15 protein-coding genes and 2 pseudogenes are annotated in these 21,906 nt (G+C 35.1%); 4 read left to right on the top strand and 13 right to left on the bottom strand.

Going from position 1 to position 21,906, the window contains the following annotated elements; genetic code table 11:
• Positions 1–15: 15 nt before the first annotated feature.
• The 13 genes and pseudogenes from AAHI02_RS00600 to AAHI02_RS00540 form a co-directional block, all read right to left on the bottom strand.
• Positions 16–1,192 (bottom strand): annotated as a pseudogene (locus tag AAHI02_RS00600) (IS3 family transposase).
• 92 nt (positions 1,193–1,284) lie between these two features.
• Positions 1,285–1,713 (bottom strand): hypothetical protein, encoded by a 429-nt coding sequence (locus tag AAHI02_RS00595; RefSeq protein WP_346984951.1) that lies wholly within the window; start codon positions 1,711–1,713, stop codon positions 1,285–1,287.
• Positions 1,679–2,731 carry an RHS repeat-associated core domain-containing protein gene (locus AAHI02_RS00590; protein WP_346984950.1) on the bottom strand — a complete coding sequence of 351 codons (1,053 nt, stop codon included), beginning with the start codon at positions 2,729–2,731 and terminating at the stop codon, positions 1,679–1,681. Before AAHI02_RS00590 ends, AAHI02_RS00595 begins: the two co-directional genes overlap by 35 nt.
• Positions 2,732–2,745: 14 nt before the next feature.
• Positions 2,746–3,216 (bottom strand): hypothetical protein, encoded by a 471-nt coding sequence (locus AAHI02_RS00585; RefSeq protein WP_346984949.1) that lies wholly within the window; start codon positions 3,214–3,216, stop codon positions 2,746–2,748.
• A 4-nt stretch (positions 3,217–3,220) separates the two neighbouring features.
• Entirely contained in the window at positions 3,221–3,820 is a 600-nt protein-coding gene (locus AAHI02_RS00580) for a hypothetical protein (RefSeq protein ID WP_346984948.1), read from the bottom strand.
• Complete coding sequence (locus tag AAHI02_RS00575; protein ID WP_346984947.1) at positions 3,805–4,140, bottom strand: RHS repeat-associated core domain-containing protein; 336 nt, start codon at positions 4,138–4,140, stop codon at positions 3,805–3,807. The genes AAHI02_RS00580 and AAHI02_RS00575 overlap by 16 nt, the downstream gene beginning before the upstream one ends.
• Positions 4,141–4,600: 460 nt before the next feature.
• Entirely contained in the window at positions 4,601–13,918 is a 9,318-nt protein-coding gene (locus AAHI02_RS00570) for a SpvB/TcaC N-terminal domain-containing protein (RefSeq protein WP_346984946.1), read from the bottom strand.
• Positions 13,919–13,922: 4 nt separating this feature from the next.
• Entirely contained in the window at positions 13,923–14,642 is a 720-nt protein-coding gene (locus AAHI02_RS00565; protein ID WP_346984945.1) for a hypothetical protein, read from the bottom strand.
• Complete coding sequence (locus AAHI02_RS00560) at positions 14,602–14,868, bottom strand: hypothetical protein (protein ID WP_346984944.1); 267 nt, start codon at positions 14,866–14,868, stop codon at positions 14,602–14,604. Before AAHI02_RS00560 ends, AAHI02_RS00565 begins: the two co-directional genes overlap by 41 nt.
• A 140-nt stretch (positions 14,869–15,008) precedes the next feature.
• A complete protein-coding gene (locus AAHI02_RS00555; RefSeq protein WP_346984943.1) occupies positions 15,009–15,473 on the bottom strand; it encodes a T9SS type A sorting domain-containing protein in 465 nt (154 codons plus the stop codon).
• Positions 15,463–16,389 carry a hypothetical protein gene (locus tag AAHI02_RS00550; protein WP_346984942.1) on the bottom strand — a complete coding sequence of 309 codons (927 nt, stop codon included), beginning with the start codon at positions 16,387–16,389 and terminating at the stop codon, positions 15,463–15,465. Before AAHI02_RS00550 ends, AAHI02_RS00555 begins: the two co-directional genes overlap by 11 nt.
• A 737-nt stretch (positions 16,390–17,126) precedes the next feature.
• Positions 17,127–17,342 carry a DUF4138 domain-containing protein gene (locus AAHI02_RS00545; protein ID WP_346984941.1) on the bottom strand — a complete coding sequence of 72 codons (216 nt, stop codon included), beginning with the start codon at positions 17,340–17,342 and terminating at the stop codon, positions 17,127–17,129.
• A gap of 20 nt (positions 17,343–17,362) precedes the next feature.
• The gene (locus tag AAHI02_RS00540) at positions 17,363–17,638 is read right to left on the bottom strand and encodes a DUF4138 domain-containing protein (protein WP_346984940.1); all 276 of its coding nucleotides are present in this window, start codon (positions 17,636–17,638) and stop codon (positions 17,363–17,365) included.
• Between the two features lie 487 nt (positions 17,639–18,125).
• Between AAHI02_RS00540 and AAHI02_RS00535 the strand changes: the two genes are divergently transcribed.
• From AAHI02_RS00535 to AAHI02_RS00520, 4 genes and pseudogenes are all read left to right on the top strand, one after another.
• Positions 18,126–18,818, top strand: a complete 693-nt coding sequence (locus tag AAHI02_RS00535; protein WP_346984939.1) for a YafY family protein — start codon at positions 18,126–18,128, stop codon at positions 18,816–18,818.
• Between the two features lie 69 nt (positions 18,819–18,887).
• A complete protein-coding gene (locus AAHI02_RS00530; protein ID WP_346984938.1) occupies positions 18,888–19,316 on the top strand; it encodes a DUF1761 domain-containing protein in 429 nt (142 codons plus the stop codon).
• Positions 19,309–19,908, top strand: coding sequence for a YdeI/OmpD-associated family protein (locus AAHI02_RS00525; RefSeq protein WP_346984937.1), 600 nt, complete (start codon positions 19,309–19,311; stop codon positions 19,906–19,908). Before AAHI02_RS00530 ends, AAHI02_RS00525 begins: the two co-directional genes overlap by 8 nt.
• 564 nt (positions 19,909–20,472) lie before the next feature.
• Positions 20,473–21,883 (top strand): annotated as a pseudogene (locus AAHI02_RS00520) (MBL fold metallo-hydrolase).
• Positions 21,884–21,906: the final 23 nt, after the last annotated feature.

Here is a 21,906-nt window from a genome sequence, read left to right as displayed (position 1 = left end):
AAATTTATATACTCCTTATGCTACATTTTTAGATTGATTAGACATTAAATTTTGATACTCTTTTATGGTTAAATTTCCTAAAGCCGAATGCCTTCTGTGAGTGTTGTAAAATGTTTCTATATATTCAAACACAGAGTTTTTGACGTGGTCTCTAGTTTCATATTTATTTTGATAGACAAGTTCGGTTTTCAGAGTTTTGAAAAAGCTCTCAGCTACAGCATTGTCATAACAATTTCCTTTTCCGCTCATACTTCGGGTAATGTTTTTTCCGACTATTGATGTAAATTCTGTACACGCATACTGTATCCCTCTATCTGAATGGAAAATCAAGCTATCATGATCTTGTAAAGGCCGATGAAGCCTTGCGCCTTGCCATCTTCAAGGCTGCAATACTGGTGTCCTGAGCCTTCATCGTCTCACTTAATGACCAGCCGATAACCTTTCTGTCAAACAAATCAATGACTGTAGTAAGATACAACCAACCCTGACCTGTGCGGATATACGTAATATCAGACACCCAGACCTCTTTACTGCTTTTAACCTGAAAGTTTTGATTCAAATAATTTTCAGCAACAGGGTATCGATGAGATGAGTTGGGTAGTTTTCTTAAATTTTTTCTTTACAATACTTCTCAGGTTGCGTTCTCTCATTAATCTAGCCACTAAAGGACGTGAGGCTCTCATTCCTTTTGCTTCTAGTTCTCGGGCAATACGAGGGCTTCCATATCTCCCACGGCTCCAATGATAAATACTGAAGATTTCTGCTGATAAAATGGCTCTTCTTTCTGACCGACTACTCGGTTTTCTTTTCTTCCAATGATAAAAACTGCTCCTGCTTACCTTTAATACTTTGCACATCTTCCCGACAGGAAACACTCCAGCGTGTTCTTTGATAAATTTATATCTTACCCATCTCTCTTGGAGAAGATGCCTACCTTTTTTAAGATGTCACGTTCAAGCTTTGTTTCTTCCAGTTCCTTACGTAGCCTCAATAGCTCTTCCCTTATCGGATCAGAGGATATTTGTTTTTCCTTTGTAAGCTTACCTTCTTTGTGAAGCTTTCTCCAATTGACTAAACTTTCTTTACAAATTCCCAATTCTTCAGCTACCGAGGATATATTGCCTCGCTGCTCACTTAAAGATACTGCTTGGATCTTAAACTCTAAACTGTAATTTTTTCTGATCTTTTTCATACTCTTAAAGATAAAGAGTATAAGAATTGTGTCCTAACAAAGTTAGCAACTCCAACAAGAGGCTGTCTCAAAAGTAAGGCAGCCTCTTTATTCTATAATCTAAATGACTTAAGTTTACTTGGATTCTTAGTTTGTAGATTAATTAAAATTCTTTTCTTTTTGTCATTGGAGTATTGTAATATTAAAGTGTCTACTTTAAACTTTAATACATCATATGTCTTATTTTCTATTTCCAGAACATTATCTTTTTGTTGATAATTCCATTTCATAACCTGCTTAACGTCATCCATTCTAAAACTCTTTAAAGAGTTGGTTGAAAAATCAAAACCCTTATAGTCAATACTTCCATCAGGATAAAATATGTATCCATAATTAATATTTTCATAAATGTTTTCTTCTTTGTTGTATGCGAAAATATACCAAAAACTATTCTTTTCTGTTATTTTTTGTTCTAACGAACTTTTGGTACAGCTTAATAAAAAAAAACTATTTAAGATTAGGAGCGCTATTAGATTTTTCATAAGTTACAGATTTAGTTTTATTATCTGGAGTATTGATGTACATTTTCCCACTTGATTTATCAAATAATAATGAATAACCTGATTTGTTAGTATTAAAATCTTTTATTAAATCATCTGCTCTTTCTGTATTTCCCTCTTGATAATATGAATTCATTATTAATTGCGAAAAATATCCCACTTCACCTTCTTGATGGATTGTTGATGATTCTTTAAATGTCCAATGACTGACAGCTTTATTAGCAACCACGGCATGAGAATAAAAAGTAGAAGCTTCAATATTATGATTATCGTCATATTTATGCATGTTTTCATGATATGTAATATTCATTAAATCATATTTATTATTTACCATAGGATGAAGATAGCCGTTCTTCTGAGCATTAAAAACAATACCTCCATCATTATTATAATATGCGGTGGAGTTATTACTTCTTTCCGATGTTGTACTAATATTTGTCGCCCCAATTTTTGAACCATAATAGGCAATAACATTTTTACTTGCTTTCATATTAAAACCATAAGCATTCGACATGGGAAGATTTCCTAGTAATAAAGATTTATTATTATGAACCAGGGTAATATATTTAGAACCATTATTAACAACTCTATTAATACTACCATCATTATTTAAATAAATAATGTCTTTCGGTGCCATTCCGTCTGGATCGGTAAATCTTACTGGATTATCAAACGTATATACATACGGCGACCAGCTTGGCATTTTCTCCGCCAACGGATCTACGCCATACCAAATACTCAACCTCGGGTTATAATATCTCGCACCATAATAATACAATCCTGTATCTTCATCCAATTCCTTTGCATTGAACTTATATGGATTATTGTATGATCCGTCCATCTGCTCCAGCATGGTTTCTCCGAATGGTAAATTTAGGAAAAATTGTGTTGCATCACCTTGTTTATTCTTCGCTATGCTGGAAACGATGATTACCAAACAAAAATTTAAAGACTTCTTTAATAAAAATGTAGCGGCATTATAAACTAAAATCCCTCGCAAAGCGAGGGGAGTTTTTATATTGCTTCCAATACTAATATTTCACTATTATAAATTTCAACCAGCCTATTTTCTGTATTATAGTTATCCTCCTCCAAATAAAAAGGTTTATCTATAACATCTGATATTGATGAAACAAAATCTATAATTTTCTTTAGATTATCATTATTCAAAATATCCTCATAAATGACATCAAAGTCTAAATCATTTATTCCATTAAAATAACAGTTAACTTTAATGGTTTCCAAATCAATTACAGCCATATAACCATTTTCTGTATCTCCATCCCAAAAATGTAATAACAAATTATAGTCAATTTTTTCATATTCCTGATTTGATACATATTCTTTAAAAACGACATTATAGGTATTGTTTAAATATGATATTAATTTCTCCCAGTTTTCAATAGACAAATCATACGCTCCTATGTTAATAAAATATTTATTCTCAATTTTCTCAATTGCTTTTCTCACTGATTCTAAAATCATAATATTATTTTTTAAGTACTTTTTGAACATTAGTTACATCTCTTTTTGGAAGTTCTCTAAATCCACCAAACTCTCCTTGTCTATTAACATTAAAACCCCTGCCAGTTGCTTTATCATAAAAAGTTTTAGTTCCATTCTTTTCTAAATCTATCATTGGTTTAGAAGTAACAATATCATTTACAATTTTCATTGCATCTTCAGTTGCTGTTTTTCCTGAATATATTACATTTTCAAAACTACTTCCTGCTCTTCCAGCGTGCTTCTGCAAAGCTCTACCAATGGCCGACATTCCTCCTTTGGATGGGGCTAACATCGAATTCAATAATTTCCCTGCATTAGGGATAAATCTATTTGATATTTTTGATGCTATATTACTAAGTAATGGACCTGCTATTTTTCCAATTCCACCTCCTATAAGTGTTCCTGCAGAAGTATCTACAGCTTCATGTATAAATCTATTATCAGCACCATTATAAGGCTTCTTCTCTACCCAATAATCAGAATCTCCTCCAAGTCCACTATTAACCCAATTTTTAAAAGAAGCCCAAGTATTGGTTGTGTTTTGATAGTATCTTCCGCCTCTAATTGTTACAACTTGGGACATATCATTATCATCGTGACTCTTAGTCGCATATGATCTGTCTGCTTCCCATTTGGATCAATATATCGTATTGGATTTTGATATGTATAAATATACGGATTCAGGTTTCCAGAGTTGTAAACCCCGCCATTATGTTGCCCATCTCCGTAAAACTCAGCTTCCATTACAGGATTGTAAACTGCAAGTGGGTCGACACCATACGAAATACTCAACCTCGGGTTATAATATCTCGCTCCATAATAATACAATCCCGTATCTTCATCCAATTCCTTTGCATTGAATTTATAAGGGTTGTCATAAGATCCGTCCATCTGCTCCAGCATGGTTTCTCCGAATGGTAAATTTAGGAAAAATTGTGTTGCATCACCTTGTTTATTCTTCGATATTTAAATCTCCTTTAACTTTTATAAGCATACTATTATAGTTCATTTCCTTATCATACAGCCAAATAGTATCTGTATTATATTTGATAATTTTTTCTTTGCCACCTAAATAAGTTAAAATTGAATCTTGAGAAATATTCCAAGTATAATCAACAAGTATATCTCCATAGCCACCAAATGGCCATCGTTTATTTTTTATCTTAGAAAAAGAATATTTAGATATCTTGCCATTTTTATCAAACTTGAATGTAAATCCATAAAATTCTGATCTGTCTCTTGGCCACTCATAGTTCCAATATCCAATACTGTCATTATAGAGTATTGTTTTTTTGATTTCTTTTTTGAGGGTTTTTACAAGACATCAAAGCAAAAGCACCTATTAATAATGTAATATTTTTCATTAATCTGTAGGTTTTTTAAGGCTTTCAGCCCTTTTAGGTTTATAATTATTGATATGGACATTCATTTTATAGGAGCCCGATAACCACTCCGGAGTAATGGTAACTCCGGCAGTATTATTTTTATTAAAATCATTTATTCTACCGTTTACAGCTTCTACGCTCATCTCATCCTTTTCATACGCATTCCATAGATGTTCAGCATACCCAAATGCAACCGTGAATTGCACTCCTGAAGATGCTTTGCTATAATCGGATGAAGTCGCTTGATTGTAATAGATATCAGCGTGGGCAGAAAATGTATATTCACCAGATATATTTTCATATTTATGTCCTTTTGGTCCCGCTTCGTGATCTAATGTACTTCTTATATCGTAGTAATTGTCTAAATTGCCTTTTTTAGCACTCAATACTTTACCTGCAAAATAAACAGAATTATCCTTACTGCTGTAATAGGCAGTTGCTCCTTCTTTATAATTGTCTACTCCATATCTACCATAATAGCCCTTTTGTCTTGCATAATGTGCTAAAATATTACTTACAGCTTTTCTCGTTCCCCATTTACTATAATCTAACTCTGATAATTTTGCAGACCAAGTTACACCATGTACTATTACATTATTAGTTTTTTTATTATCTCTAAATATGAAATTACCATTAATATCGAAATGATCATCTGGAGGAACAGGCATTCTACCATCTGGATCAACATATTTTATAGGATTATCAAACGTATATACATACGGCGACCAACTTGGCATTTTTCCTGCAAGTGGATCCACCCCATACCAAATACTCAACCTCGGGTTATAATATCTCGCTCCATAATAATACAATCCTGTATCTTCATCCAGTTCCTTCGCATTGAATTTATATGGATTGTCATAAGATCCGTCCATCTGCTCCAGCATGGTTTCTCCGAATGGTAAATTTAGGAAAAATTGTGTTGCATCACCTTGTGAATTGGTAACAAAATTTGCTGTTCCCAAATGATCGCCATGCAGATAATATAAATCAGGATGCTGATACACTTCCCTTAGCTCGACAGAAACGTTGCTCCCCAAGTCTGTTTGTTGGAGGTATCGCTTAAAGTCAGCTTCCGTATCTGCTTTCTTTTCTGCTTTATCGTCAGAAGTTCTGCTTCTGTATAATACTGAAGGATCATCAAATCGATCAGCACCATCCATTAGTCGGCTCGCAAATCTTTTCGAACCCTCGAAGTAATGCTTTGTGTACTGACCTGTTGAACTTACTGTTACATAAGGATTGGGGTACAATTTATAATCGATCATTCTAAGTTCATCAATAATTACAGGTGCTCCGTTCTGATAAAGTTGTGTAGGCGCTTCTAATCCATACCGGATTACTCTTTCTCCTTTATCGTCATAAGTATGATACTGATAAACTCCGGTATTATCATTATAGAATGCTTTCATACGATCCTGCTCATCCCAGAACATTTTTCTTGTTCCATTATTATCGGTGTGGTTTACAGCATTACCATTATGGTCATATTCAAATGTTTCTGTATTACCTGTTGAGCTGTCATCTACTTTATCAAGCTTATGCGTAGCATCTATATAGGTATAATTGTTTTCATATGTATTTTCCGGAACTACGACCTGATCTCTTTCATGATGTTGGATTTTTCTAACAATCCCTCCGACATGATTATACTGCATTTCAAGATTATAGGTTGACTTCACCATATCATTTGATGTTATCGGTGGCATTTCCTCCCCTTGGTCAATGGTCGTACTTGTTATGGTTCCTATCAACCTGTTTAAAGTATCATACCCTAGTTCAAATTCAAATGCTCCGCCCATTCCATTTGCCAAAGGATTAGCAATATTTCTGATTTTAGTGATATTGGAATATTCATCATATCTGTATGAATTACTTAGCATTTGATTGTTTGATTGATCAAATAATGAGTAATAATTCAATCTTCTCTGTGAATCGTATTGATAAGTTTGAGAAGTTCCGTTACCATATTTGATATTTATACGCTGCTCCAAGCCATCGTAATCAATATTCTGAATGTAGGTTTCACCATTATTATTATTTACCGATTTAAGGTTTCCGCCTCTATCATAATGGTAAGAAACAATCTCATCATCAGGATATTTAATTTTAGTAATACGATTCCAGCTGTCATAATTAAAATAGGTTTTGAAATACTTTTCAGGAATATTGTATCCCCGTACAGTCCTTACTTCCGTCAGTACCTCACCCATTCTTCCATAGGTATATTTTGTACTTCCGGATCCGTCATCTTTTACACGAATTTTTCCTGCATTATTATTTGCTGCGGTCGAAGGATAGTATTCGTAATATACACTATTTGGGTTTGGGTCACCTGAAGGCAGATCAGGTAGTACAATTCCTGTCAATCTGTTGTAATCATATTTATAGAATATGAAATGAGTGCTTATGCTTGCATCATTTACCAGATTATCTGTTGTAAGTCTTAAAAGATTTCCTGCCTGATCATACTCGTATTCGGTTTTTCCTTTATCAGGATGCTGCTGATGCGTACGTCTTCCTACAAGATCATAATCATAGATGGTTTCTATTCCTTCGGGATCTTTTACGAAAATAAGTTCTCCTAGCGTATTGTATTTAAAGCCGGTCGTCAATGGTTGATTATCAAGATAATCGTCTTTTCGAACTAATTTCCCTTCCGCATTGGTATAGGATTCTGATTTTTCATTTGAAAATTCTTCCGTGATTTTAAACAAGTTATTGTCGATAGCATATTTTGTATATTTTACGACGCCATCTTCATCTGTAAATGCGATAACCCGGTCGCGGCTGTCGTATACATTAGAAGTATTAGGGCCGCCGAATGAACCATTCAGATTTTGACTACCCAAACCTTCAGATGACGGAATATACTGCACGAGTGGCCTACCTAAACCGTCATATGTTGTCCTACCTGATACTATTCTTGCTTCGTATCCATACAGATCGATATCTTTTTTGGTCTGTATAATTCTTCCCAGAAAATCGGAATAGGTATCCGTCATAATGGTGTTTCCGGAACCTGCATATTCAGGATCGTAGTTTGAGGTAGACGCTCTGTAAAGTTTAATGGTAGCATCGTTGTTTGCAATTCCTGCATGATCAAACCAGTATCTGTATTTTACGGTCGGTACGGTAGAACCGCTTGCAATTTCGTTTGGTCCCATGACCGTTCTTGTTCTTCCGAAACCGTCATAGGTGAATACCATTGCATTTCCACCTGTATCTACTTTTCTTGTTACAACATCGAAAAGCGGATTGTAAGTTGCCGTAGATTTAATATTGAATACATCTTTTACTTCAAGTATATATTTACCGGTTCCGGCTGTTCCATCATCATAGGTATAATCAATGGAATATCTCTGTAAATTATCATTTGGAGGATAAGTGACTTTTGTTACATTTCCTGCAGTATTATACAGAATATCGGTCGTAATATTATTAGTACCATCAAAAACAGCATAAGTACCTACATCTCCGTTGTTCGGGTTGATATTGAGAGCTCTTCTTCTTCTCAATAATTGTGAATTTGTTGTTCCTTTATATACCTCAACAAGAATTGGAACACCAATAATATTGTTATTGAATGCCTGATAAGAAATATTGGTATTATAAGACGTTGACGGACTTGTATATTGATACTTTTCAAGAAGACCTTTTGTGGTATATGTAAACTTTTCTGTTGTAACAATGCTTCCTCCAGATTCGTAAGTTGTTTTTATTTTTTCATCCAGTAAAGCAATAGCCATTTTTCTGCCTTCTCTGCCGCCACTGTCATAATTGAAGGCTAAATCGGAATTCAGATTGATAAGTGTCGCATTAAGCATGAACCTTCTCAATTTATAATTATACTTCATATCAGATAGAGTACCGTTACTTCCTACCACTGTAGTCTGATTCAATATTCCACTTAACAAATAGGAATTATTGAAATATTTATCAGTAGTAGTTCTTACTGCTGAACCATTGTTCATTTCCTGTTTAACAACAGTATCAAAACCAAAATCTTCTCTTTCTCTTCTGTCATATTTTCTATTTTGGAACTCATATAAGGTTTCCATCTTAGTTCCCTGATCTGTGGTATATTTTGCTGAAAATGCATCCGGCTCGAGGACACTTATACTTTTAACTACAAATTTTGCATACGGATTATTATAATTTGCTCTTGCCAATTTATAATCCATTAAATAGGTTCCTTTTGAGAAAGTATTTGTAATTGATTTTAATTTATTTGTTCTTCCAACCTGTGAGTAATTTACAATAAATCCACTGTTTGTATCCTGAACTAAATCTGTAAATCCGTCACCATTCATATCCTTGAATGCTTTTCTTGTTTCAGAAACGTTCATCCCTAAGTTCACAGTTGCTCCGGCTCCGGCTTTAATCCAAAGAATTAATACTACAACAGGAGGAATAAGGGTAATAGGCCCCATACTAAACATATAATCTCCTCCGAAAGAGAATGATCCGTTGAATGATCTTGTTTCATCCGCAAAATCAATATCTCCCCCACTCTTCATCAGGGGTACCCCTGTAGCAAAACTGCTTCCAAGGTTATATCTCACTGTAGTAGCTCCATTAGAAGCAACTTCAAGAATATCTATTAATCCGTCACTGTTTACATCTTCATATACTACATCTGCTGTTCCTGTTGAAGCTCCCGCACTTACTCCTGCACTGATTCCAAAACCAAAGCTGGATAGTGCCCCAAGGTTAGCCGAAGATCCTAATCCGACTCCTAATGAAATACTGAAGCTTGCTTTCGGATGAGATTTATAAGTAATCATATTTTGGTAAGTTGCGTCTCCTCCCAGGCTTTTGCCTAAATTCAAAGCAACTGTCATATTAGGGGTATTTCCTGCTCTTATTCTATCAGGAAGTCCATCGCCATTGATATCCATCCAAAATCCTGAACCTGCATCATATGAATTATAATACTGATTAAGACTTGCACTTACTGATGCACTTCCTGACCACGGCATTCCGGTATCTGGCTCAGTAGATGTTCCGTTATCTCCATGTGCTCCGATTCTACCTGTTACCGGAGGGCTATTGTAGGAGAAACCTGCTGAGTTACTTTTCATATAGCTTAAAGAATTCGTAGGATAATCGCCATATGAAACAAGCTGAATATCTTCCAAACTTCCCGTAGAATTAGTAAGTTGCATTGATGAAGGATAAACCATATCGGGATAACCGTCTCCATTCATATCTGTGAAAGTCTGTGTTTCTAAACTTGGCTCGTTAAGCGTTGTCTCTGAGTTTCCTCCACTTACTGGTCCTAAACTTCCTCCCAGCGTTTTATTATGTGACCCACTTCTTTGATCCCTGCTGATTGCTTTCATACTTGTATCCACCGAAAGCTGTCCCGAAGTATAGGTTGTCGGCGTTACAAGAGGAACTGTAGGAACAGGATCTGTAAAATAGGTAACCTCATCATCAGTTTTGAAAGTTTCTCCCGATGAGTACTGTTCAGGTCCTGAGCCTACCCAACGTTCTATTTTATCTCTTCCGTATTTTATTAATTGAGGCTTCAGAGGAGATATAATTTGTGAAACGGTACTATTCCCTGCATTAGGATCAGGTGTTGTCGCTAAAATACAATCGGCTAAAGCATCATAATTATTTTGTACATCCGGAATATTTAAACAGGTAGAATAAGTATTCTGAGGGGTAGTTGGTGTCGCAAATTCTGACAAACTGATAGGCCACCCATACAAATAGTTGTCATAAGCTCCCGGCTTATATAAAAATTGCCCCCAGTTGTTAAAAAACATAGATTTTGTATTATACATGGCCGTATTTACTGCAGTTGCAGTTGTTGTACCATACATTGTTGCACCATCATAATAAATATTGAATGGCTTTCCTGCAAAATAATCAGAATATTTATTAAACAATTCATAATCGCCGCCAGTCTTGCAGTAGACTTCAACTGTTACCAAATGATCATTACCTATAGATCCGAAAGTAGGGTTCCCGGTAAAAAAGGTAATAGGAGAAAGTCCCGAAATATTTGAACCGTCGATCATATTCTGTTCTATAAGCGTGCTATTACCTGGGGAAACAAGAACTCTTCTTTTTGCAAGAACCTGATTTCCTTTTTTTATAATATAATAGAAACTTCCCGTTGACAAAGTGGCAAAATTGGTAACATTTTTGTTAATCTGGATGCCAAAATCATGTGGACCATTAAAAAAACCAGTATATGGGACAGCATAAATATCCAGTTTTGGTTGTAACTTAGTAACCACAAAAGACGGATATTCAGGAATACCGAAGAACCCAATAACTATAGGTGTAGGACTGTAAGCAACAGAGGCATGGTAAGTTACATGAAGCTTCTCACTCCAGTTAGTCGCAACAAAATTTGTAAAAGAATCAGATTCCACAATAAATCTCAGATAGAACTTCTCACCGTTATGAACAGTAAAGTTTAGCGTATGTGCCTGAGTTGTTAAATTTGATGGGGTATAAATTTCCGGTGTAATAAGTGGTGTAATTGCTCCCGTATTTACATCTTCAGTTACAATTCTAAATTTTATATCATCTGATAAATCGGGCAGAGTGAAAGATAATACATCAATTGTAACTGTTCCCGGAGCATCCAATAGAATTGGCGCAATGGCATTATTTAAAAGAAAATTGCTTTCATAATTACCATTATTTAACTGAAACTGATCCTGTGACAATTCAAAAGTATTTGGGATCTCATTTCCTGTAACCTGATCTACGTAAGTAATGGTAGGGTTTGAAGTAACCGCTACGTTTTTCACTTTGTTTTTGTGTAGTCTTACGTAAATTTTCTCACCACTTTTTACAAATAACATGTCAGGATTATCAATACCGTTCGGAATACCATAGTTGGGATCCATAGGTACAGATTGCATCTGAGTATAATAATCATTATATCGGCTGATAACAATATTCTGAGGAGCATCTGTCGATAAAAGCTGTTTTAAATATATTCTTGTATTAACATAGGTAGGAGGTACGCTCCCGCTCTGAGGAGTAGGATTTTTAATCTCTACACCATAGTACATTTGATCTGATAAAGTGCTAGATGGATCTGAAACAAATGTTGGTGCGATTGAAACATTATCTGTAAACCTCACATATCCGTCTCTTGGTGCCACCCAGACTTTAACAATATCTCCAACATCCATCGGATCCGGTTCAGGTTCTCCCGGACAAGGGTCCGGAACAGATCCGATATCCCCGCACCATTTGATAGGAGCCTGTATTGCTTTCGCTTTTACAACCATGTTCTCAGTATATTCTGAATGCTTTGTCATGAAAGATGTATTGGCACCAGAATCAAATCTGTTGAACCAGACTTCTCCGTCATGCACAATATCCATCAGGCCATCTGAATTAGCATCAATCAAATAGGTTTTCGTAGAACCTTTGGTTGTAGAATTTGTTTCAGATTTACTGTAAATTATTGCTCCCATATCCCATCCCCTATTTTTGGTCTTCGTTTCCGTATAGGAAAAATCACCTCCGGTATAGTTTTCAATTCGCTTAGACTCTGAAAAGCTTAATTTTCCTTGATCATCCAGTTTTCCGGATCTTAAAAGCAGTCCCCTATTCGGATTTCTGTAAATCATGTCCTGGATACCATCTCCATTGAAATCTATTAACTGTTGAGCATTTCTTGCTTTAGCAGTAGAGTTTCCAAAAGGGAAGCCGAACATCAGATGTCCATAGGCTGCGCTTGAGGGAGTGTAAAAATTTAATCCCGCTGCAATTCTTATATTTAACCCTGTTTCGGTACTTATATTTCCATTGATCTTAGAAGGCCTGATTAAACTTGTTACAAAATCTGAATAAGGTTCATCATTAGACGCATTCTGAAAATTAATGGTAGTATCCGCCCCAAATATCTTTACGCTACCCGATCCATCTTTTACATCATTATAATAATCAAAAGTATAGCTGTCGGAGATCTCGTTACATGTAGGCTCTATACCTCCGGGGCCACCGCCATTACCACCGGTTCCATCGTCCATATCTCTTATGGGAGCCCTATTGTTTGATGTTTTGCTATCCTCGGGTTCTTTATTCTCTTGAGCAGCTTTTGCAAGCGTTGTAGAACACGGATTATTGGGAACGATATAAATTCTTTTCAGGAGAGTTTTATAAAATTCTCCGTTTATATAATCCATTTTATAGGTTCTGATAAGCTCGGTTTTATATTTAACCTCAATATTCTTTAACAGAAAAGCATCCGATCTCGGAACTCCCTGTTTTGCATTGACATTGATGTCTTGTCGGGTAATACTTGTTTCTTTATTGAAGTTTACACTATAATCTTTATTTTTTCCGTATTCAATTTTTTTAATCTGGAAAAATGCTCCTGATGCAAATTCATTATAATAAGTAAATTCCATTTTATTACCATGTGCATCTTCTACCATTCGAAGTCCCCAGTGAACAACTCCTCCCGAGCCAGAAAGCATTGAATCTGCAGAACCTCCATAGTATCTTTTGGTACCATCAGTAGAAGTCACTTTCCATGTATAATTACTTGGAGCTGTTCCTATTCTTTCAATAAGTGTAAAATCATGATTTTTTCTTAAATAGAACTGTTTTTTCGTACCATCATTAGGATCTGTATAGTCAGATCTGTTCTGTTTTTCGGTAGTAATAGAGGTATTGTTTTCGTTCACATCATTATGTCTGTGAGGAAGATATTCGTTGGGATACACCAGCATTTCTCCGTCTAAAGAGTAAAGTTCTGTTTCTTTTCCTTCATTAAAAACCGGCGTTCCCCATCTTGTATCCACGGTGATAGAAGATAATCCGTTGATATTCCAGCCTTCTCCCATCCAGCTATTTCCTCCTGCACTGCTGTAGCCTATTGATAATGAAGGCTGAAGCCCTCCCAAACCAGCAGGAACACGAATAGGATAATTGGCGCTCGCATCTCCTTGCTGTGTAGCCGTAGGAACATCCATCAATTGTAAGCCTGCCGTAGGATCTGCTGCTTTTAATCCGCTGATGTTTGTAGGTGTAAATGATTCGAGCTGTGAAGATTCAGGAACCGAAATAACTCCGTTGATATAATCGGTATCTCCTTTTGTCTCAACAGTAACTACTTTTTTCTCCAAATCTACTTTACTGCTAGGATCAACTTTCCATTTTTTTGATGTGTAATCGAAATAAAAAGCTTTCAGTTCTTTTGCAGATCTTGCTCCTAATTTCTTTTCATCGTATGGAAAAGAGAAAATCATATTTTTTGTAAATTCTCCTGAACGATTTTCCAAACGGTATGCGCTGGAGTTTACAGTCATGCTTTTAATTTCTCTGGAAACAGCAGGATAATCTTTTTTTCCTAAGCTTTAAAACCTGAACCTGAGCATTATTCTCAACAGAATTTTTTTCAATCGTAATGGTTGAGTTTTCATACGTTTCTGTATATTCTGCGTCCTTTGAAATAGTAATAATAAGGGGCGCAAATTTTTCTTCATTCAATGTTTTGAATGAAGATTTACTCTCAGGAATTTTATATTCTCTCGCTCCGCTTGCATTGGTAATAGACACAAAGCCTTTTGCTTTATCTGTGTCTGTAAGCTCAATTAAAGTTTCATATTCTCCTTTTACAGAGGATACTGATTTGTCTTTAACAAGTACAGATCCGCTTTCAAGACCTTTAATATAAAGCTTATTGCCTGATAACAAAGATGACGTATGATCGGAAGATTTAAGATTATTTTCAAAAATAATTTTTACATTTTTTACCTTATATTTTACTCCATTCAGAGAAGAGGTAAATAGAATTGTATTTTTTCCTTTTTCTAAAGAATTTAAAGAAATTTCTTCTTTCTGAGTGCTCCATTTACTACTTGCAACGATAATATTTCCTCCGAAAGCAATATTTTTATTAATTGATCTTGAAACTGAATTATAAGAATCCAGCCCGAAAAGATCATACACCAGATATGCTTTGATATTCTGTCTGTTTATTTCCGGAATATTAATCGTAAAAAAAGTTATCGGATATATTGTCTGATTCATCATCAGAAAATTCGCCGATGGTTCCCTGCTTTTCTTCGGAATAAAAAATATTATCTGAATTTTTACTTTCCGAAAATGCAGCATTTGAAATAAATTCAGTCTTAAAATCCTCTTTATTTAGGCCTTTAATAATACCAGAAGTATTATACTTAGAGAAATTCTTTTCTGAATCTTCTATTGAATCTATATCTTCTGCTATGGAATGGTAGACATATTTATCCATCATTCGGAGTTTAAAAGACCGAACTTTTTGTCTGTCTTGTTTCGTAAAGCTAGCAGATATGAACATGCAGGCAAAAAAACACAAAATCAGACAAGACTTTCTCGTAAAAGGAAGCTGTTTTCTGTTTATTTTCATGGTATAATTTATTCTACGATTAGTTTGAAAGTTTTTATGATTTTCCCGTTCTGAGTAAGGTTGACCAGATATGAACTCTGAAGCGGAAGATGATTGACATATGACCTGGCACTGCTACTGACCTTATCCAGGGCAATAAGTCGTCCACCCCCGTCATAAATAGAAATGATCAGGTTTTCCATTGGTGGGAAAACAATCGTGAAGTTCTGATCCTTTTTTACCGGATTTGGATACAAAGCAACTTTTGTAAGTTCCAGTGAAAGGTCTTTCGGATTTAATTCCTGGCCTGGGTAAGGATTCTGACTGCTAATATCTGCCTTGGTATCTTTTAGCGGAGTCACTCCAAAAGTGAAATGTGTTTTATCTCCGGAATCAAAAGCGTCCAAAAAATCTATCTTGCTGAAGGTAACGAACTTTTCATTCTCAACGCCTTGGATTTTTTTAATCTCACCATTATCTTTTTTAAGCAGCATCCAATAAGAAAGCGGCAATGAACGAGGGTTGAAAGCTTCTTTTTTTAATCCGCACCTGATAATCTGTCTTTGGAATTTTCCCACCAATAAAAGTGATTTCCCAGTTTCTTTCCAGGACATCCAAATCTTTTTCAGATTTTAATGACATGGCTTTATTGTCATCAGACCACATCACAAAGTTATTGTTATCAATGATGGCAGGATTTTCGGAATTGGTTCTATTGATAGTATTCATCCCAATGGCCAGGAATTGATCTGCCTGGTTTGATGATTGCTTCTGATAAAGCTCATTGCCGTCATCCCTGCCCAATCCAGTAGGACGATATTTAAACTCAGCGTGTTTTGCAGGGTCCCAAATTAGTTTTCCATTACTTCCAATGTATTTTCCTTTTTCTAGTGAAATACCGTACTTAATAGAAAGATAACTGTGTACTTTATTAAGCTCCATCATTTGAGCTTTTCTGGAGATAAAGATAAGTTCGTATAGATTTTGGTCTGAAAATCTTATCTTTAAACTGTCAGCTTTATTTTCCGAGTCTGCACTGGCAGTAAATGTAAAAATGCTGGGTTTTTGAACAACCTTGTCAGATATTTGCCCTCGCTTATATTTTGTATTGCCTAATGAAACTCCATTATCAGAATTATCCCATATTGTCTCGTCCTCCTTTGAAGTATGGACAACACTTAATGTGTGACTTCTATTTTTACTGTATTTAATATATTTTTTTAGAGCCTTTTCTTTAATCCCACAATGGAAATTCAGGAGATTTTCATCCTTACATCTTGTAGCTTCTCTTGAGGAGGGATTTACCCTTTCCCAAACCTGAGGATTTGTAGAGGCGAGTTGCGAGAATAAGAAATGAGAAAAAAAGAAAAATACGAGAAAGAGAAATTTAGGCGCGAGCGCATTATTCATAGCATTAGTTTTTTTGGTTATGATGCCTGATTTACAATCAGGACTTATTTTGAGGCCCTTAACTACTTTTTGAAAATTTATAAAGGGCAACTAAACAGAGTACTTATTAGACGGGGGACGTCATTATCTGCTATTCTATATATTTTATTAAGTGCACAGCGGATTCTTGATTATTAACCGCTTTTGATATTCTTTTATAATCCACTGTGAAACTATTTTCTAGCTGTCACCGCAAAAATATAATAAGTGGGTTCATCACACAATCCGTATTTTCACGGAAAACTCATCTCGGATGAATGTGTTTTCTTGGTGTAAAAATAAAAATAAAAATTTAGTTGTAAGCGACTTACGGTTATAAATTTAAATTCTTTAAATAGCATATCTAAATTTTCGAAATGACAACATTGGGAACTAAGCTGGCTCGCCTAAGGACAAATAAAGGATTTACACAACAGGAAGTTGCTGACCAATCGGAATAGCGTAATTTTCAAATTCGTATGTCCTGCGAGAATATTCCCCGACCATATGTGGTAATTGCCATTCTTCCCGTTAATGGTCATTCCTGCCTGAAAAATAGAAGCTGCTATGTATCGTTTTTATATATACGAGTAAAATCCCACCATAACTTCAAATCCCTTTTGTCCATTTAAAAGCCGTTGCGAATAAACAGTCGCGGTGCTTACTGTAAGCAGAACGAGTGTCATAATAAATTTGTTCATTTCACTTAATTTTTTAATTTAGAATATGAGTTTCAGCTGAGTAACTGATTTCGCGTGGATTAAATCGATATTTTCCACTTCGATTCTTTGGTTCCTATCACCATTACGTTTAAATATTTCAATGACCAGCATTTCATCAGCAGCAAGGGTGAACTGGTCAAGTACAAAAACGTTGCGTTCAGAACTATTCTCATCAATATCCGCAACGGAAAAATATGATCGTAAAGGAACCAACTCAATTTCCTGGCTGGCGGTCAGTTTGCCAGTTTTTCCTTGTCAACAATTTTGAAGGTCATAAAATTAACCGGAAAAGGTACATTGGTGTTGTTTTTTAATTCAATGTTGAAATAATACTTTCCATCGTAGATGTAGATTCCCTTGAATAAAAAACTGATCCCAAAACTGTAGGAACCGATATGCCTGATGAGTTTTTTATTTTTGACATATATTGTTCCTAAGGCGGCACTAGTTAAAGATGGCGCACTGCTTCCCATCCGCTGAATACGAAAGAAAATTTCTTCAAATCGCATTAAAGCTTAAAAGCCTACAATTTTAAAAGAATTATAGGCTTTCTTTTTTCAGTCCATGTGCCAAAATTTTCAAATTCCACTTGATTCCTTTCAGAACGGTATTAATTCAATTTTTATTAACATTTAAATTATTGAACTATGCTAGAAAAAGTTACGGGCTGAACTTCTTTTTGAAGAGCCAATCAGGAAAATCTAAAGACCTCATATGTACTTCCCAAATTCAGACCAGTTAAAAATAAAATTCTAAACCGGACGTAGCGAGGCTATTAGAAAAACTCTTAATTTTAATTAGTATGAAAAAGAATCAAGTTTACGGAATCCCAGATTGTAAAAGCAATCAAAGAGCATGAGAATGGCAAGAATGTTTACGATTTCTGCGGAGAATTAGAAATTGGCACCGCCACCTTTTACAAATTGTGTCAAAGATACGGAGGAGGAGCTTACATAAGATGAATACCACTTAACAAAATTTCCTGACATTTGTAGGATGAATGATACAAAAAGACTTTCCAGACTTGTAGCCATTTTAACGCAATTACAAACAAGACGGCTTGTAACATCTACTAAACTTGCAGAAAAATTTGGCGTTAGCACAAGGACAATTTACAGAGATTTAAAGGCATTAGAGCAAGCAGGTGTCCCAATTCTGACAGAAGACGGCAAAGGCTATACGCTGATGGAAGGCTACAAAATTCCACCTATTATGTTTAGTGAAAACCAAGTAAACGCCTTAATTCTTGCAGAACAATTAGTTTTAAAAAACAAAGACCGCTCATTAATTAGTGATTATGCCGAAGCCATTGACAAAATAAAAGCGGTTTTAAGACAAAGTGAGAAAGACAAAGCTAATTTACTTTCATTAAGAACAAAATTTGCAAAGCTTGATAATTATGAGATTAAGAGTAACATTTTATCTTCTTTGCAAAATGCACTTACCAATTTCTATCTTGTACAATTAGACTACATCAATGCAGAAAATAATAAAAGCAAAAGAATTGTTGAGCCTTTTGCTTTATTAAACATTACAGAAGGTTGGTTGATGGTTGCCTTTTGTCGTTTAAGAAAAGAATTTAGATATTTTAGGTTAGACAGAATTCAAAAATTACAAATTCAACAGGAGAAATTTACCCCACACAAAATGACCCTGCAAGATTTTTTTGAAAAATATCACGACCATTAAATACCCTTGACATAACGTTGTCAATGACTCATTTTAATTTTGTGACATTATTAATCAAGACAAAAATTTATGTTACAAAAAATTTCTAAAATCAGTTGGCTGGGAGTATTCCTCTCTTTAATATTTTATTCTTTTCTCGGTTGGCTATGGTTCACGGTATTATTTTCCAATCAATATGCCAGTACATTAGGCAAATTAGGTTTGATGCCTGCCAATCCAGAGCCAATTTATTTTTATGGACCACCTTTGACCATTCTACCAACAATAGTTACAACCGCTTTATTAATGATGGTGCTAAACATAAACACAAGGAAGGCGGCCATTGAGTTTGCCCTGGTAATAGGATTTGGATTTTTGGTCGCCAATACGTTTGACATTGCCATTAACCCAAATATCCCACACCCAATGTCGTATGGTTTGTTAGTTGGTGGATTTCAATTGGTTGGTATGTTAGGATCTTGCTTAATTTTGCAAGCAATGCGCAAAAAAAATGAGTAAGCAAGAAATAGAACAATTCTATCCTGAGACCAAACAGCATTGGCGAAAGTGGTTAGAGAAAAATCACATTCGTAAAGATGCTGTTTGGCTTATTTATTACAAAAAAAATGCGGGTAGCCCAACAATCAATTGGACTGACGCAGTTGATGAAGCCTTATGTTTTGGCTGGATAGATAGTAAAGCCGAAACGATAGACAAGGATACTTTTAGACAATATTTCTGCAAACGAAAACCCAACAGTACCTGGAGTAAAATCAACAAACAAAAAATTGAAACTCTGACATCAAAAGGATTAATGGCAAAGGCAGGTTTTGATGTTATAGATATTGCAAAACAAAATGGTTCCTGGACAATTTTGGACGAAGTAGAAGAACTGATTATACCATCAGAATTGGAAAAAGCATTTGAAAATTTTCAAAACTCAAAAGACTTTTTTTCTTCGTTAAGCAAAAGTAAGCAAAAGGTTTTACTCCAGTGGATAGCGCTTGCAAAGACAGACACGACAAGACAAAGAAGAATTTTGGAAATAGCAGAAAATGCTTCTCAAAAACAACAGCCCAAACAATTTAGACCGAAAAAAAAAGACATATAAACAGCACTAACCCAAAAGTGACAAGTCCGTTCTTCGTAAGACAGCTTAAATACATTTCTCCAAATGAAGTTTAGTGATAAAATCGCCATCTTCAGGTAGCCGCGAACCATTGTCAGTAAATTTCATTTATCATCCCTGATTCTGAGACCCTATTCCTTGTTTTTATTTAAAAATAATTTCAGTTTAGTAACAGGAATTGCTACTACCTCTTTTTCCAGGAAATTTCACATTGTTAGTTGCATGAATTACTTTTGCGCATTCAAATCACTGAAAGCAATGCAACCGATTGCACATAGTAAGCCTGCAAAAGAATTTTAACTATAAACATGCATGTATTGGATGAGTTAGTCTTCAAAAGTATTGATAATAAGATAATTATTTTATTAAAATTACAGACTCAAAATATTAATTTAGGTAAAATACTTTATACAAATCTTTTACTCTGAGCCAAGTCAGAAGCTAAATATCAAAAAACGTTGTAAATATTACTATATTATTTTAAGATTGATGATGTTTATCATTTTTTATCTCATTGAAAATCAATATTTTTAATCAAAAAATTAAATGAAAATAGAGCAAATTTATACAGGGTGTCTTTCCCATGCCGCTTATTTTTTAGAAAGTGATGGTGAAGTAGCTATTTTTGATCCGTTACGTGATGTAGATTCTTATATATCAATGGCTAAAGCCAATCATGCTGAAATAAAATATATTTTTGAAACCCACTTTCACGCTGATTTTGTGAGCGGTCATCTTGAATTAAAGGAAAAAACAGGAGCAGAAATTATTCTAGGTCCCACAGCAAACCCCTCCTATGAAGCTGTCATAGCAAATGACAGTGATCTTTTCAAAGTGGGCAAGTGTATGGTGAAAGCAATCCATACACCTGGTCACACGATGGAAAGCACATCTTATCTGATCTTTGATGAAAATGGTCAACAACACTCTATTATAACAGGAGATACTTTATTTATTGGTGATGTGGGCCGGCCGGATCTTGCACAACATGTAAACAGTGATCTTACCCAGGATAAATTAGCAAGGTTATTATTTCATTCATTAAGAGAAAAAAATAATGCCTCTTGACGATCACCTCATTGTATATCCCAATCATGGAGCCGGAAGTGCCTGCGGAAAAATGATGAGTAAAGAAACTACAGACACCCTAGGACACCAGAAAGAAACAAACTATGCGCTGAGAAAAGATATGACCGAAGATGAATTTGTAGCCGAATTGCTAAGCGGATTAACCGATCCTCCGAAATATTTCCCAAAAAACGTTTTGCTGAATATTAATGGTTATAATTCCCTTGATTCTGTATTAAAACAGGCTAAAAAGCCGATGACTCCTGATGATTTTGAAAAAATTTCTGAAACGGATGCAGTGATTTTAGATACTCGGGATGCATTTGTATTTTCAAAAGGTTCTATCCCTAATAGCATCAACGTAGGACTTGACGGGCATTTTGCCAATTGGGTTGGTGAGATGATTACTGATCTCAATCAGAAAATCGTACTGGTTGCCGATCCAGGCAAAGAAGAGGAAAGTATGATAAGACTTTCCAGGGTGGGCTATGACCATACTATCGGATATCTTCAGGGCGGTTTTGAAGCCTGGAAAAATTCAGGGAAAAAGATTGAAATTGTAGAACGAATCACAGCTCTAGAATTTGCGGAAAATTATGATCAGAAATTACCTGTTTTTGATGTAAGGAAAAATAGCGAATTTGAATCAGAACACATTATTGATGCGGTTAATATTCCATTAAATAAGATCAGCTCTCGTCTTGAACTTTTCCCCAGAGATCAAATGTTTGTAATACATTGTGCCGGCGGTTACAGAAGTATGATCGCTGCTTCTATTTTAAAGCAAAACGGATTCAATAATTTTAAAGAAATAGCAGGCGGCTTTTCTGAGATAAAGAAAACAAATATTCCAAAAACAAGTTATCATGCTCAAAAGACCTTCTTATAGACTGGGAGATCAACAATTTAATT

The sequence above is a fragment of the Chryseobacterium sp. POE27 genome (assembly GCF_039727685.1).
GTDB lineage: Bacteria > Bacteroidota > Bacteroidia > Flavobacteriales > Weeksellaceae > Chryseobacterium.
This window is presented reverse-complemented; position numbering and strand designations above follow the sequence as displayed.